Here is a 14,735-nt window from a genome sequence, read left to right as displayed (position 1 = left end):
CAACGGCACCTTGATGCGATAGGGCGGCACCGACGTCATGACCGCGCCTTCGACATAGCGGCCGCCGGCGGCGTCGATCAGCGCGGCGGCACGCTGCTTGGCGCCGGGCGATGCCGAGTTGAAATCGAGATACCAGGCGCCCTGCTTCACCGCCGGCGCGCAGGCCTGCGCCACCGGCACGGCCTGGCTCGCGGTGACCGCGGACACGATGAGATCGGCCTCCATGGCCAGATCGGCATGCGACGACGTCAACGTCACGCCGATGCCCGCCGCGTGCTCCCGCAACGGCTTGTCGTGCGTGCCGCCGAGCTTGATGTCGTAGGCGCTGACCATGACGCCGTCCTTGCGCAGATCCTCGGCGAGGATGCGGCCGACCTCGCCGTAGCCGACGAGGCCGACATGCCACTGGTTGGAATGGACCGATCCTGAAACAGATGACATGGCGATCAATCGATATATTTGAGACCGGCCTTGGCGAGCGGCTCGCGCATCTTGTACATGTCGAGGCCGAGTTCGCCCTTGGCGAGCTTGGCTCGCTTGTCGGCTTCGTTGGCCTCGCGGGCCTCGGCGGCATCGGCCGCCTGCTGGGCGACGCCAGCGGGAACGATCACCACGCCGTCCATGTCGGCGACCACGACGTCGCCGGGATTGACCGCCACGCCGGCGCAGACCACGGGGATGTTGACCGAGCCCAGGCTGGCCTTGACAGTGCCGCGCGCGCTGATGGCGCGGGAAAACACCGGGAATTTCATCTCGGTCAGGTCCTTCACGTCACGCACGCCGCCGTCGATGATCAGCCCGAGCGCGCCGCGGGCGCGAAAGCTGGTCGCCAGCAGGTCGCCGAAAAATCCGTCGGTGTTCTCCACCGTGCACGCCGCAACCACGACGTCGCCCGGCTGCAGCATCTCGGCCGCGACATGCAGCATCCAGTTGTCGCCGGGCTGCAGCAGCACGGTGACCGCGGTGCCGCAGGCCTGCGCATTCGGGTAGATCGGTCGCATATAATGCTGCATCAGCCCGACCCGGCCCATCGCTTCATGGATGGTGGCGACCCCGAAGCGCGACAATTTCTCGACCGCCTGCTTGTCGGCGCGGACGATGTTGCGTTTGACGATGCCGATATTGTTCATCGAACCGCTCATGATCAGTTGCCTTTCGCTTTCAGTGCCGCATCGAGCCGCGGGAACACCCGTCGCGCATTGCCCTCGAAGATCTTGTGGCGGTCCTCGGCGCTCAGCGTCTTGGCACCCTCGATGTAGCGCCTGGTATCATCGTAATTGAAGCCGGTCTCGGGATCGATGCCGCGCACGGCTCCGATCATCTCGCTGGCGAACAGGATGTTGTCGACCGGGATGACTTCGGTGAGCAGATTGATGCCGGGCTGGTGATAGACGCAGGTATCGAAGAAGATGTTCTTCAACAGATGATCCCTGAGCAACGGCTTCTTCATTTCCTGCGCCAGGCCGCGGAAGCGGCCCCAGTGATAGGGCACCGCGCCGCCGCCATGCGGGATCAGGAATTTCAGGGTCGGGAAATCCTTGAACAGATCCGAGGTCAGGCACTGCATGAAGGCCGTGGTGTCGGCGTTGAGGTAATGCGCGCCCGTGGTGTGGAAGCAGGCATTGCAGCTGGTGGAGACATGGATCATCGCGGGGATGTCGAGCTCGACCATCTTCTCGTAGATCGGATACCAGGAGCGGTCCGACAGCGGCGGCGAGGTCCAGTGGCCGCCGGAGGGATCGGGGTTCAGGTTGATGCCGACGAAGCCGTACTCCTTGACGCACTTTTCCAGTTCGGGAATGCAGGTCCTGGGATCCACGCCCGGCGATTGCGGCAGCATCGCAGCGCCAATGAAATGATCCGGAAACAGCTTGCTGACCCGCCAGCACAGTTCATTGCAGATCGCGGCCCAGGTCGAGGACACCGCGAAGTCGCCGATGTGATGCGCCATGAAGCTGGCGCGCGGGCTGAAGATGGTCAGGTCGCTGCCGCGCTCCTTCATCAGCCTGAGCTGGTTGTTGACGATGGAGTCGCGCAGCTCGTCGTCGCTGATCCTGAGCTCGCTGGCCTTGGGCATCAGCGAGGCGTCCTTGATGCCGGCGATCTGGCGGTTGCGCCAATCCTCCAGCGCCTTCGGCGCCGTGGTGTAGTGGCCGTGCACGTCGATGATCATGGGCTCTCCTTAAGCGATCAAACCCGGTTGGGCTTTGCGGCGCATCAATGCGCTCGCCTGGACGAGCGATTCCGTGAAATCTATCCTATGGGAGTTGACCCATCGTTCGTCATTCCGGGATGCACTCCGGCCGGCGATAGCCGGTCGGAATGCAGGGCCGGAATCCATAACCACAGACCGAAATATTTCGGCAGACGCGACCACGCGTGTACGACACAACTTCTGCCGGTGGTTATGGATTCCGGGCTCGCGCAAGAGCGCGCCCCGGAATGACGGCGGAGGAGATGTCTGAAAAACAGCCGCAGGCAGATCAAGCAGGCGCATATGACGACTTTCACGGAAGCGCTCGTCTATCTCGGCGCCCAGACGGAGCCCGGCACCATCGCCTCGCCCCGCATCAGCAGGCGCGCGGTGCGCAGCAGGGCGGCGCGGGTGACGTTCTGCGGATTTTTGGCATCGACCTCGATCTCGACGCTGAACTCGCCGGTCGGATGTTCGACCGAGACTTTCTTGATGTGCCCCGGCGGCAGCGACGCGATCCCCTTGGCCGTCGAGCCCTCCAGCACGCAGGCGGTCGCGACCGTCACCGCCGCCAGCACGCCGATCGCATCGTGGCAGACATGGGGAATGAAGCTGCGCGTGCAGATGCTGCCGCCGCTGCGCGGCGCGGCCACCAGCGTCATCTTCGGATAGTTCTTGGCGGTGACGTCGCCGAGCTGCATCGCGTGCCCGCAGGCGATCCGCAGGCGCTCGATCCGCGACTTCAGTTCGGTATCGGCATTGAGCTGTTCGACGCTCTCATAGCCGGTGCGGCCGACGGCTTCGGCGGCGAAGATCACGAGCGGCATGCCATTGTCGATGCAGGTCACGTCGACGCCGTCGATGCGGTCGCGGACATGGCCGGTCGGCAAAAGACCGGGCGCGACCGAACCGGCGGTGTCGAGGAAGCTGATCGTGATCGGCGCCGACGTGCCGGGCGCGCCATCGATCCGGGCGCTTCCCTCATATTCGACATGCCGGCCGGGCGTCTGCACCGTGATGTCGCATTGCATGTCGGTGTTGAGGGTCAGCACGCGCGCCGTGGTGGTGCCGTCCGCGGGCTGGATCAGACCGGTCTCGATCGCGAAGGGCACCACCGCGGCCAGCATGTTGCCGCAATTCGGGGTGGTGTCGACCGTGTCCTTGTCGGGCTGCAATTGGGCAAACAGGAAAACGAGGTCCACGCCCGGCCGCTCGCTCTTCGACACGATGCCGACCTTGCTGGTCAGAGGATGCGCGCCGCCGAGACCGTCGATCTGGCGGCGATCGGGCGAGCCCATCACCGCCAGCAGCACCTTGTCGCGGGTCGGCACGTCGGCCGGCATGTCGGAGGCCTTGAAAAACGGACCTCGTGAGGTGCCGCCGCGCATGAAGAGGCAGGGAATCGCTGTCTGCATGGAATTCCGGTCCGGGATCGATCGATGGCCGCACTCTGACGAGTTGCGTGGGCTCTCGCCAGCGGCTGCCCCTCTATATCAGCTATTCCAGCCAGGCATAGCCGATCGCCAAAGCCATGCTGAAATGGTCTGGAAACCGATGGCTTGTTGGATGGGTCGAGAATCAGGCCCTTCTCGCGGCGCAATGCGCCCGAGTTGTTGCCTCGACAATTGCGCCCATGAAGACAGAGGGCGCGCGGGAATGCCGGGTGCCCGATGCACCCGCAGCCTCGTGTGCGACTTGGTCGTAGTAGAAGGCACACGAGTATTCACAGCGGTCGCACCGGAAATCACCCGGCTCGCCGCGCGCAATGGTTTTTCAGGTTATACGTGCTCTCCTCGGTGACCAAACGCTTGGTCGCCACCGTCGTCAGCAAAATTGCTTCCGCCGACTTAGCGCCTGCATTGGAGCGCCAGGACCACACGACTTCCCCGACCGCGACGGCACCGTCCGTCCGCGTGATGCTGACCGCTCACCGACCTCAGTCCGCCCTGCGACCCGCGTGTCACGCCCGACACCGCCGCGGTCCACCGCATTCCGTCCCCCGCGTCCGTGACGATTGCGGACGCCCCTCAGTGGGAACAAGACGTGAATGTTTGGGATGGCGGCAAGCTGGATTATTCAACACCATCGAAGCTGCGCACAGCCATTCACAAGTTCGTCGCGCGCCTTGACGCCCATCTGACGACGGAGCAGCGCGAACGCCGACGGCCGGTGCTGCTGATGACCGGACATTGATGTCAAGGACGACATCAGCTCGGATCAAGCGCGGGATCCGCGACGACAGCCTGCAGTTCCGCAGCATCAACAGATACCATTTTTTCAAAACGGGTCCGGATTATGCAAGACGGTTTTGCCTCGCCGGCACTATGGATACTTCGAATGAGCCGGAAGCCAAGGCCTTTCACCTACGAGGCCGCTTGTTCCGAATTCGATGTCCCGGACGACATGATCTGGCTCGCAACTCGCAGGGAGATCGATCATGGCCATCTCAGGATTCTCCGAACTTCGGGTTCCGGGCGATCACGGCAGCATCTACGTTCGCGATTTCCCCGGTCGCGGGCCCGCTTTCGTCGTGTTGCACGGCTTCCCGGACAACTCCCTGATCTATGACGAACTGATCCCTCATCTGGTATCGGCCGGTCGGCGAACCGTTGCCGTCGACTTCCTGGGCTTTGGCGCCTCGGACAAGCCGAAAGCCGCGCGCTACAGCTTCGCACAACAACTCGGCGACCTGGAAGCCGTCGTCGAAACCTTGAAACTCGATCAAATCATTCCCGTTGGCCACGATGCCGGCGGCCCGGCGGCTGTCAACTTTGCCCTGAAGCATCCGGATCGCGCGGCAGCCATTATTCTGATGAACGCGTTCTATGGCGACGCGCCCGGACTACGGGTCCCGGAACTCATCGCGCTTTTTTCCCGGAAAGAACTGAAAGCGCTGCAGGACCATTTCCTGTCGAGCCCGCAGCAATTTGCCTGGTTACTGGATTTTCAGCGCGAACGGCTGAAGACAATCCTGAAAGACACGCAGAAAACCCGCTACATGGAGGTTCTCGGACCCATCATCGATGACAACTTCAGGCAAGGCGCCGGTCCGGCTTTTGCGCAAATGACCTTTCAACTGACCGACGAGATCGCGGCCGGCACGGCCCGTCTCATCGATTTCAGAAACTCTGATGTTCCGCTTCTGATCATCTGGGGACGAGCAGATCCCTACCTTCATGTCTCCGTTGCCGAATATCTGCGTTCGCAGGCGAAAAATGCCGCCCTTCATGTTCTCGAGGCCGGGCATTGGCCGCAGATCGACGAGGCTGCCGAAGTTGCGCGCATCATACTCGGGAGTCACTGAGCCCGACGACGCACAGCGGCGGCCGATATCACGAGCGCCCTTCGCGGAGAAGACAACGATGGCGCCGTTCCGACTTTTCGGCGAGGCGCAGCGCGAAACGAAAACAACGCCCGCAACGGATCACATGCCGCTGCATTGCCTGAAGGACCCTGCAGCTAGGAGACACAAGAGATGCACGACAAAGCAAGCCTTGACTACACCAGCCGCTGGGCTCCGGTCGCGCCACGATTCATAACGCTTGGCAACGGAGGTCCCGAGGTTCGCTACCTTCAATTTGGCCAAGGACCTGCTCTGGTTTTGATGCACACCGTGCGCACGCAGCTCGATCTGTTCCAACGCGTCATTCCCCGACTCGCAAATGACTTCACTATCTATGCCCCGGACTATCCCGGCTTCGGCTGGTCTGAAATTGTGCCCAATGCCGATTATCAGGAGCCCACGCTGCGGCAACACATTTTGAACTTCATCAAGACGCTTGCGCTTGGCGACGTCACACTCGCCGGAGAATCGATGGGCGCAACACTGGCGTTGACCGTCGCGTCAGAACTCGGCAGCCGCGCGCGTCAAGTCGTCGCGTTCAATACGTATGACTATTTCCCGGGACTGGAACGAGCCAATCTTCTTGCATCGGTCATCATCAAATCGGTCCGAGCGCCCGTGATTGGGCCGGTGTTCGCCGCGCTCGAAAACAGAGCGATCGTCGACGGAATCGTGAAGGGCGGCGTCGCCGATCCGCGGTCATTGCCGGCGGAGTTTATCGATGAGCTGACAAGGGTTGGAAAGCGTCCAGGCTATGCGCGCGTGGCCCGCGCGGTCTACAAGGCTTTGCCGAGCTTTGTCGCGGCTCGTTCGCTGTATTCGTCGATCACAATTCCCGTGACGCTGGTCTATGGAGATCATGACTGGTCACGGCCATCCGACCGCGACGCCAACCTGTCGCTGATCCCTGGGGCACGAATGATGACCATCCCACATGCAGGCCACTTCTCATCGATGGAACGTCCGGATGAATTTGCCAAAATCTTGATCCAATCCAAATTCGACCGGGAGAAGGCTACTCGACTTGCCTCCGTCGGGAATGGCTCTTGAGGCGCTACGCGGTCTTTTGGCCGCAAGGCAACGAAGAGAAATACCGCATGGCTACCAGACGAGCGATGTCGTGAAAGTAGTCATATGGCAGCGTGACTTCTCACCTGCCCCGCGTAGCGGTGGGGAGGGGTCGTCATGCCCCGGGGCTCGTCCCGGGCATCCACGAACCTGCGGTGCTGCCGGAGACAAAGACGTCATGGCCGGGACAAGCCGAGCCATGACGGAGAAGGTGGATGGCCGGGACAGGCCCGGCCATGACGGAGAGGGTGGATGCCGCCAACGCCGCGCGGCGGCAGCAGAAGTCGCAACGGCCACCGCCGCCCTCTCCCCGCAACGCGCTGCGCGCGCGGAGGGACGACATGATTCGAACTTCAAAATCGCTGAACCGCAACACGACCGGCGGCTGGCGCTGCATCCTGGCCGCCGCTTTCATAGGGATCGTTCCAATGCCGATATCGGCTCAGTCTGCTGCCCCCACTGATACGGCGCTTGCCGTTCCCACAATCAAGGTGCTGGCCATCGGCAGCTTTACCGCAAAGGCGACAGCGAACGGTTGGAAGCCGATGTTGTCCAGCGAAATGCGGCAGACCGCACAATTGTATCTCGCCGGCAAGATCGACCAATGGTACGTGAGGCAGGATCAAGGGGGTGTCGTGTTCGTGATGAATGTCACGACCACCGCCGAGGCCCATGATCTCCTCGACAAGTTGCCTCTGGGCGTCGCCGGCTTCATGCAATTTGAGCTTATTCCGCTCGGACCGCTCAGCCCGATGCGGACGTTGCTGTCTGAGCCCAGGAATTAATGGTGTGCTCGGCGGCGATGCCGCCTTCGTTCACGACACCATCTCGATGCCCGTCAGCAGCGCGGCTCGCGCCCGCCTTCCCGGCGACAATGCCTGGATGCTGTCTGCCTGCAAGGCGCTGAAGCGAACGCATCACAACCCGGAAGGCCTGAACGCCATCGAGCGAGTGCCAGCTTTTGCACCAACTGCTCTTGCACGTATCGTCGCCACAGGCCGGGGCCGTGATGCGTTCAAGTTTCCGTGTTCGATTGTCCGAGGGCACGCTCATGGTATTCTATAGCTGAGGCGGAGGCACGACCGCGCGGCCACCGGCTTCCGCCGGCGCGGTCTTTGCAGGGCCGCGAGGGCGCTGAATATGGCGTCATGATCGCGGAAAGCCCGCATGGAAAATACCAGCTTTGAGCACCGTATGGCCGAGAGATTCGGCTTGGATAAAGCGCCTACAGCTTTTGCGCACAGGCAGGCGGCGGCTCCTATCGCCTTCACTCGGATTCGAAGCGGAGGTCTCGGGGGCGGGCCGACCAAGGAGACAGCGACGGACGCCTCCGTTTGCTTCCACGTGGCTCTGGCGCCGCAACCCAGCCTTGGACATTGGCTGGACCGCAAATATATCGAACTCGCTTCATTCGCGCCCGGGGACGTCGTTGCCTACAATCTTTCCACGACTGCAATCATCGCGAACATGAACCCGAAATATGACAACGTCCGGTTCGACCTGCCCCTGACGACGTTTGATCAGCTCGCGCAGGAAAGAGCGTTCCGCCGCGTCGGCAAGATACATACGACGCCAGAAAACGTCGCGGACCCCGTGATCCACGGGCTTGCCCGGGCGGTTTTGCCGGCCATAGAAGATCCCGGCGCAGTCTCAGCGCTCTATCTTGATTCAATCGCGCTGGCGTTTCATGAACACGTTTTTCATCACTATGGGAATGGCGTCGGGGGCATCGCGTTCAATGAAGGCTTGGCACCATGGCAATTGCGCCGAGTAGAGGCATTCATTGATGCCCACCTCGGTGGAGACCCTTCCGTTGCGGATCTCGCAAAGGAATGCGGACTTTCGGCGGGATATTTTGCAAGAGCATTTCGTCGGTCGACAGGCATCTCTCCCCATCGCTGGCTGATCGGACGGCGTATCGAACGCGCCAAAGAACTGCTCTCCAAAAGCGAACTCTCATTGGCTGAGATCGCGCTGGCATGCGGCTTTGCCGATCAAAGTCATTTCACGCGCGCGTTTACGCGTCTCGCGGGAGAGGGTCCGGGTAAATGGCGTCGATACCGATGCGACGAGCCGCCGGGGCTGCCATCATCTCAAGCAAAACAACACCCCTCCAACAACGCGAGGCAATGATCCGAATATCTCTCTGATCCGAATATCTCTCGCCGTATTTTTGCAGGTGCCACCACTGCTGTTGAGAGCTCATTGGCGACAGATTGCAGCTCACAGGGCGGCTTGGAGCCACGCGGTCCACGCGAGGAACAGGTGCACCGCCGGGCCACGATCACTTGCGCTCGCCGAAATCGCGCGTCGGCCCCGAATCGCAACCCCAGTCGTCGGGAAACAATCCCCGCGCACGTCGCGATGGAACGAGGAATACGGCCAATCCCGCACGGGGCCGACAAGTCCGTGCTTGAGCGGATTGATATGGCAATATGCGACGTGTCGCGCGTCGTACCGAGAAGAATATTGCGCATCTTCCCGTCCTCGTAAGCAAATACGAGAGTATCCATCACCAGGATCCCGAGCGGATTATCCCGATAGAGGGCGACACAAACGGCCGGCATCGTGCCGCCGCGAAACAGCCCGCCATATCGCTCGTATGGCGGGGTGATTTTTGCATCGCGCATCAGGTTGCGATAGCGATAATGAGCCCGAATCGGCTCAACCACGGCATTCCAGCGTCGTGCAATGACGGTGCGAGATGGGAGCGTAAATTTCTCACCGTCATTGCGAGCGCAGCGAAGCAGTCCATCTTGCAGCGGCGCAAGTCTCCGGATCGCTTCGTCGCAAGGGCTTCAATGACGGGGGATTCTCAACGCGTCGATTGCGTGGGGCACGCCACCCCGAGATCTCGGGCTGGTTTCAAAGCACCGGCGGTCGCGCAGTCCGACATGCCGGAGCAGATCGATTAGCGCGGCGAGGCGTCGCTCACGACAAGGGTCGATACCGAGGCCGGAATCGTCCAGGAAGCCGGCGCCGCTGCGCAGGCCGATGCGGCCTTCGCGCTGAACGGCCATGCCCATCGCAAACGCGGCGATATTGCGGCCGCAATCGTCGCCTATGGCGAGGCGATATCGCCTGGTCGCCGCGACACCTTTCCGGAGCTGGCAGACCTTCGCGGGGGTTGAGAGAAAATGGATCTCGATGATCGGTCTAAAGGCAGCCGGAAAGCGGCGGGTCGGTATCTCTGGGTCGTCCTCGTTGTCATCGGCATTGGCGTCTTTGTCTGTGCCAACATGCTCTGGGACAGCTTGTTTGGCACCTCGATCAACGGCTCCATCATTGCGGAAGGTTCGGAAGTTGGAAGCTGGGTGTTCGCGCCAGACATCTGCGAGTCAGGCTTCCGTCGAAGCTTCTATGGCGTCAGAATGTTCTCCAGTCACGATAGCCATTTGGCATTCGTCTATGTCGAGGACCCCACGCAGGGACGCTCGATAGAGGTGAAAGTTCCGGACAAGGACGAGGGGTATCGGTTCTTCGAGAAGGACTGTGGGACCTTTGAAGCTTCCGTGCAAACCGGCGCGTTGATCAATAGTGTGAGGTCGATCGGCGGCACGATCAATCTCAGCTGCGAAGCACAGGGCGGACGCGTGCGGGGGTCCCTCAGGTTCGAGAACTGCCACTGAGCCTGCCGGCAGCAGAGCGGATCGGTTTGCTCGATGCGCGTTGACCGCATCGGTTCCTGCCGGAGCCGGGGCCGCGCAAGCGCGGGCCCGGTGGGCGTCATCCACCGCTTTCGAGCCACGCGGTCCACGCGCGCAGCAGGTGCTACGCCGGGCCGCTATCATCGTTGGATACAGCAGGCGGGATGGCATCGTCGACCTGTCCCCTGCGGAGGTTGAAGCGGCGGATTGCCGGCGCCTGGCGCGGCCCAGTCCGCTACAATCCGCCCTACGCGGTGTCATTTGCATTTCGCGACTGATTGGTCTATATATTGACCGTGACGCACCAGACGCCAGCTCATTTGCCGCGTGGCCGGCCGCGTGGTTTCGACACGGACGCCGCGGTCGAACGTGCGATGGGTGTGTTCTGGTCGCGCGGCTATCACGCCACGACCCTTCCGGACCTGCTTCGGGCGACGAAGCTTTCGCGTGGCAGCCTCTATGCCGCTTTCGGTGACAAGCACGCGCTCTTCCTGCGGGCGCTTGATCGCTATATTGCCGACGCGCTGGCGCGGATGGATGTTGAACTGGGGCCGCGCAGCGCGCCAGTCGACGGTTTGAGGAGCTGCCTTGCGGGTTACGTCGACCGCACGAGCGATGCCAAGGGCCGGCGTGGCTGCCTGCTGGTGGCAACGGCCATGGAGCTGGCTGGCCGCGATGCGGATGTCGATCGTCGCATCGGCAGCTTCTTCAGGGCCATGGAGGCCAGGCTGGCAGCGGCACTGTCGCGGGCGAAGGCCGCAGGCGAGTTGGCGGACGGCGTCGAGCCTGCGAGCGCGGCGCGACTACTGGTCTGCTTCGTCGAGGGGCTGCGGGTGATCGGCAAGACGGCACCGACACGGACCACGACGCAAGCCACCGCTGACGCTCTGCTCCGCTGCCTCATCAGGTAGTCGAACCCATGGACGCACTCGGGATCATACGCGTCGATTTATAGACCGATCGGTCTTGAAAGGGAGGTGCCATGTCTTTCATTCAGATCGCTTGTGCGGTACTGGTACCTCTGCTCTGGGGCTATCAGTTCGTCGCAATCAAAGTGGGAGTGGTCGAGTTTCCACCGCTCTTCTTCCTCGGACTGCGCTTCCTCGCCATCGCGCTGCTGCTCATTCCATTCGTCAGAAGGCCGACACGTCAGGAGTTCGGCCCTGTCGCTGTCATCTCGGTCTTCCTTGGCGGACTGAATTTCGGGCTGTTCTATGTGGGCATGCGGCTCGGTTCAGGCAGCATGTCTGCGGTCGCCTATCAACTCGCCACGCCCTTCACCATCCTGTTGGCCTGGCCGCTGCTTGCGGAAAGGCCGTCGCTGATGACGTCCGCCGGTGTGTTGCTTGCCTTCGGCGGCGTAGCCGTGTTGGCGGCCGGGCCGGGCCTGACTGCGAATGCTTTACCGATCCTGCTGGTGGTCGGAGCAGCCTTCGCGTTCGCGGTCGCCAACGTCCTGACCAAGCGCCATGGCCCCTTCGATCCCTTGATGTTGACGGGGTGGTCGTCACTCTTCACGGTGCCGCAGGTCATGTTGATGTCGCTTTTGCTTGAACACGGACAGCTGGAGACCCTTGTCACGGCGGACGAACGTGGCTGGATGGCGCTGGCCTACACTATTTTCATCGGAGGAATTGTCGGGTTCAGCCTTTGGTTCTGGCTGATCGCCCGCTGCACCATGGCCCGCGTGGCACCGTTCGCCCTGCTGCTTCCGGTGTTCGCCCTGATTTCGAGCGTGATGTTCCTTGGCGACCGCATGACCCCGACGTTGGTCATCGGAGCGCTACTCGCGATCTCGGGCGTCGCAATGACGCAAGTGAGATCAATCGCCCGACCACGTCTATGAGCAGATGCCGACTGACTCGTCGTTTGTTATTTGTTCTTATTTGGCCATCCGTTCTGGATATGAGCCATGCATAGCCGTCCGAACGAAATGCGCAACAAATCGATGCGTTCCGCGCAGATATGCGCATGGTCGAAACCGGGATGCTCAAGCAGATTGCCCATGACCAGGCCAGCACCGCCGCCCGCGCGGTTGCTGGCGGAGGGAAAAGACCTAACCTCGATGATCGCGGAGTTCACGGCGTTGGGCGGCCCGGCGGCGTTGCTGCCGTCGATGAGCGACTGAAGCAAAACTATCGGCCCGTGAAGGGCAAAGTTCTGGGAGGAATTCTTGCGACGGAAGGCGAGGTCAGAACGTCCGTGGTGGAAGTTGTTCTGATGACGCACATTCCTGCCCTGAACAATCGCGACTAACTAAATGCGATGGCCTAGCTCGCGGGGCGGATTGGAGCCCGCCGGGGCCGCGCAAGGCGCGGTCCAGTAGGCTCCAATCCGCCCTGCGTGCCGACGGCGGTCATGGCCGCGCTCGTGCTGCTCTTCGTCGTGGGCCGTGTCGCGGCATTTCGATGACCGCGCGGCAGAGCGATCGGCCGACACTCTTCGGCCAACCTTGCACCGCAAAACATTCCAGATGAGGGGGGTGAACTACATGGGGGGGCTGAAGTCGACGCCGAACTGCGCCAGCGCAAGAAACAGCATCGATGCTGCCCACAGGAACGGAGCCATCACGGCAAAATGGGAAGTTTGATGGGATGATCGGGACTGTTGGAAAAGACCTTCAGCTATGGCACTCATTATCTGCCCCTTTTAGTTGCAATGACGAGAACTTAATCCAAACGCGTATCGGTCACCTTTGGTCGGGATGTGCGGGTTCTTTAAGGCCGGCAGGCGGCCCTTTTGGTTCGACACTGTGATCGATTTTGGCTCATGCTGACTCCCGCGTCGGCAAGAGCGACGGTCAACGTCCACAGAGCTACCAGCAAAACCGCTGTGATGAACCACAAGACGAGCGAGTCCATGAAAGCGATGACATCATGAGACCAATCCCATGGGGCGCCCCACCATCGGTCATTCCGGGGAGACGCTAAGCATCGAACCCGGAATGACGTCGTTGTTGATTGTTGCCGCCAATTGATATGATGCGAAGTTTGGAAACGCTGAACTTGGCAGTAACCCTAGCCCGGCAGCGCGCGGACCAGGGCGGTCAACAGCCGCATCGCCTGCTCGGTCAGCGGCGTCGGCCGCCGGTGCGCGGAGACGGCCATGCAGAGCACGCTCTCGAGCTCAGGTTCGATCAGCCGGCGCATTGACAACTCGCCGGCGCGGGCCGACGCCGCGACCCCGCTCGCGGTGAGCACCGCATGGCCGTAGCCGGCGCAGACCAGGTCGATGATCGACGGCACGCTCGAGACTTCCCAGGCAATCTCGAGCTTGATGCCCGCAAGCGCGGCTTTGGTCTCCAGCAGCCGGCGCATGACATGGACCCGCTCCGGCACGATCAGCGGAAAGCGCGGCAGCTCGGTCATCGGCAGCGGCAGCGCGCTCCTGCGCTTGCCCTTCGCAGCGCGGCTCACCAGCCCCAGCGGTTCACGCCACAGCGGCGTGATCTCGAGTCCGGGCTGCGCCTCGGGATTGTAGATCAGGCTGACATCGACGCGGCCCGACGTCACCCATTCCACGATGTGGGTCGAGAGCCCCTCGACGATCGACAACTTGGCGGCGGGAAGCTGTTTCTTGAATCGATCGATCAAGGGCAGCGTCAGCTGGCGGGCGATGCTGGGCGGCAACCCGACCGTCACTCGTCCGACCGGCTGATCGCGGCTCGCGCCGAGATCCTCGCAGGCGTGCGCCACCAGTTGCAGGACCGCGACGCCGTGGTCGAACAGCCGCTTGCCGGCATCGGTCAGCGCAACGCCGCGGCCGTTGCGCAGGAACAGCTGCTGGCGCAGTTCGGTCTCGAGCCCGCGCACCTGGCGGCTCAGCGCCGGCTGCGCGACGGCGAGCACGGTCGCCGCCTTGCTGAAGCTGCCGAGCTGCGCCACCTGCACGAAATATTCGAGCTGCTTGAGGTTCATGCGCGCAAAACGCCGTGGTCGCGCCCGCCTATTGCTTCGGGATTCCGGCCTTGTCGATCACCTTGCGCCACTTGTCGATGTCGGACTTCAACCGTGCTTCGATCTCCTCGGGCGAACTGGCCCGCGCCTCGATGCCGAGCTCGAGCAGCCGCTGCTTCACCTCATCCTCGGCCAGGATGCCCTGCAAGGCCTGATTGAGCACCTGCACGATCTCCAGCGGCGTGTTCGCCGGCGCAAACAATGCATTCCACGACACCACGTCGTAATCGGCGACGCCGCTCTCCTTCAAGGTCGGAACATCCGGCGTGCTCGGCGAACGCGCCGCGCCGGAGGAGGCCAGCGCCCGGAGCTGGCCTGCGGCGAGGTTGCCCTTCATCGACGAATAGCCGTCGATCGCCAGCGCGACATTGCCCTGGATCAGCGACACCATGAGATCGGGCGTGCCGCGATGCGGGACGACCTGGAAATCGATGCCGGCCACGGTCTTGAACAGCTCCGCCGACAGATTCTGCGTGCTGCCGATATTGATCGTCCCGACATTGAGCGCGCCGGGCTTGGCCTTGGCC

The 14,735-nt window shown here is 62.2% G+C and carries 18 protein-coding genes; 11 read left to right on the top strand and 7 right to left on the bottom strand.

The genetic code is table 11. The features are described from left to right. The 4 genes from WCB02_RS28600 to WCB02_RS28585 all read right to left on the bottom strand — a co-directional run. Positions 1 to 441 (bottom strand): NAD(P)-binding domain-containing protein (locus tag WCB02_RS28600; protein ID WP_423963107.1); only part of this gene is annotated, 441 nt, incomplete at its 3' end. A 5-nt stretch (positions 442 to 446) separates the two neighbouring features. Continuing rightward, positions 447 to 1,130 carry a 4-carboxy-4-hydroxy-2-oxoadipate aldolase/oxaloacetate decarboxylase gene (gene ligK, locus WCB02_RS28595; protein WP_423963108.1) on the bottom strand — a complete coding sequence of 228 codons (684 nt, stop codon included), beginning with the start codon at positions 1,128 to 1,130 and terminating at the stop codon, positions 447 to 449. A gap of 14 nt (positions 1,131 to 1,144) precedes the next feature. After that, on the bottom strand, positions 1,145 to 2,173 hold the full coding sequence (locus WCB02_RS28590; RefSeq protein ID WP_423963106.1) for an amidohydrolase family protein: 1,029 nt from the start codon (positions 2,171 to 2,173) through the stop codon (positions 1,145 to 1,147). A gap of 350 nt (positions 2,174 to 2,523) precedes the next feature. Further along, the gene (locus tag WCB02_RS28585; RefSeq protein WP_423963105.1) at positions 2,524 to 3,609 is read right to left on the bottom strand and encodes a 4-oxalomesaconate tautomerase; all 1,086 of its coding nucleotides are present in this window, start codon (positions 3,607 to 3,609) and stop codon (positions 2,524 to 2,526) included. A 592-nt stretch (positions 3,610 to 4,201) separates the two neighbouring features. On the opposite strand from WCB02_RS28585, the gene WCB02_RS28580 reads away from it, so the two are divergent. From WCB02_RS28580 to WCB02_RS28530, 11 genes are all read left to right on the top strand, one after another. After that, positions 4,202 to 4,387, top strand: a complete 186-nt coding sequence (locus WCB02_RS28580) for a hypothetical protein (RefSeq protein ID WP_423963104.1) — start codon at positions 4,202 to 4,204, stop codon at positions 4,385 to 4,387. A 244-nt stretch (positions 4,388 to 4,631) separates the two neighbouring features. Next, a complete protein-coding gene (locus WCB02_RS28575) occupies positions 4,632 to 5,498 on the top strand; it encodes an alpha/beta fold hydrolase (RefSeq protein ID WP_423963103.1) in 867 nt (288 codons plus the stop codon). Positions 5,499 to 5,669: 171 nt separating this feature from the next. Then, positions 5,670 to 6,587: an alpha/beta fold hydrolase gene (locus tag WCB02_RS28570; protein WP_423963102.1), complete on the top strand. Its 918-nt coding sequence runs from the start codon at positions 5,670 to 5,672 to the stop codon at positions 6,585 to 6,587. A gap of 233 nt (positions 6,588 to 6,820) precedes the next feature. Continuing rightward, the gene (locus tag WCB02_RS28565; RefSeq protein ID WP_423963101.1) at positions 6,821 to 7,390 is read left to right on the top strand and encodes a hypothetical protein; all 570 of its coding nucleotides are present in this window, start codon (positions 6,821 to 6,823) and stop codon (positions 7,388 to 7,390) included. Positions 7,391 to 7,394: 4 nt separating this feature from the next. Then, entirely contained in the window at positions 7,395 to 7,670 is a 276-nt protein-coding gene (locus tag WCB02_RS28560) for a hypothetical protein (RefSeq protein ID WP_423963100.1), read from the top strand. Positions 7,671 to 7,772: 102 nt separating this feature from the next. Continuing rightward, positions 7,773 to 8,738, top strand: a complete 966-nt coding sequence (locus WCB02_RS28555; RefSeq protein WP_423963099.1) for a helix-turn-helix transcriptional regulator — start codon at positions 7,773 to 7,775, stop codon at positions 8,736 to 8,738. A gap of 302 nt (positions 8,739 to 9,040) precedes the next feature. Then, on the top strand, positions 9,041 to 9,520 hold the full coding sequence (locus WCB02_RS28550; protein ID WP_423963098.1) for a hypothetical protein: 480 nt from the start codon (positions 9,041 to 9,043) through the stop codon (positions 9,518 to 9,520). A gap of 222 nt (positions 9,521 to 9,742) precedes the next feature. Beyond that, positions 9,743 to 10,234, top strand: coding sequence for a hypothetical protein (locus WCB02_RS28545; RefSeq protein WP_423963097.1), 492 nt, complete (start codon positions 9,743 to 9,745; stop codon positions 10,232 to 10,234). Between the two features lie 314 nt (positions 10,235 to 10,548). Continuing rightward, positions 10,549 to 11,163 (top strand): TetR/AcrR family transcriptional regulator, encoded by a 615-nt coding sequence (locus WCB02_RS28540; RefSeq protein WP_423963096.1) that lies wholly within the window; start codon positions 10,549 to 10,551, stop codon positions 11,161 to 11,163. A gap of 71 nt (positions 11,164 to 11,234) precedes the next feature. Then, on the top strand, positions 11,235 to 12,098 hold the full coding sequence (locus WCB02_RS28535) for a DMT family transporter (protein WP_423963095.1): 864 nt from the start codon (positions 11,235 to 11,237) through the stop codon (positions 12,096 to 12,098). 125 nt (positions 12,099 to 12,223) lie between these two features. Beyond that, on the top strand, positions 12,224 to 12,508 hold the full coding sequence (locus WCB02_RS28530; protein WP_423963094.1) for a hypothetical protein: 285 nt from the start codon (positions 12,224 to 12,226) through the stop codon (positions 12,506 to 12,508). A gap of 231 nt (positions 12,509 to 12,739) precedes the next feature. Here the strand turns inward: WCB02_RS28530 and WCB02_RS28525 are convergent, their stop codons facing one another. From WCB02_RS28525 to WCB02_RS28515, 3 genes are all read right to left on the bottom strand, one after another. Then, positions 12,740 to 12,889, bottom strand: coding sequence for a hypothetical protein (locus WCB02_RS28525; RefSeq protein WP_423963093.1), 150 nt, complete (start codon positions 12,887 to 12,889; stop codon positions 12,740 to 12,742). A gap of 380 nt (positions 12,890 to 13,269) precedes the next feature. Then, on the bottom strand, positions 13,270 to 14,169 hold the full coding sequence (locus tag WCB02_RS28520; RefSeq protein ID WP_423963092.1) for a LysR substrate-binding domain-containing protein: 900 nt from the start codon (positions 14,167 to 14,169) through the stop codon (positions 13,270 to 13,272). A 28-nt stretch (positions 14,170 to 14,197) separates the two neighbouring features. Continuing rightward, positions 14,198 to 14,735 (bottom strand): Bug family tripartite tricarboxylate transporter substrate binding protein (locus tag WCB02_RS28515; RefSeq protein WP_423963091.1); only part of this gene is annotated, 538 nt, incomplete at its 5' end.

It is taken from the genome of Bradyrhizobium sp., assembly GCF_049581145.1.
Taxonomy (GTDB): Bacteria; Pseudomonadota; Alphaproteobacteria; order Rhizobiales; family Xanthobacteraceae; genus Bradyrhizobium.
The sequence above is the reverse complement of the archived record's forward strand: the minus strand, read 5'-3'. Positions and strand labels throughout refer to the sequence as shown.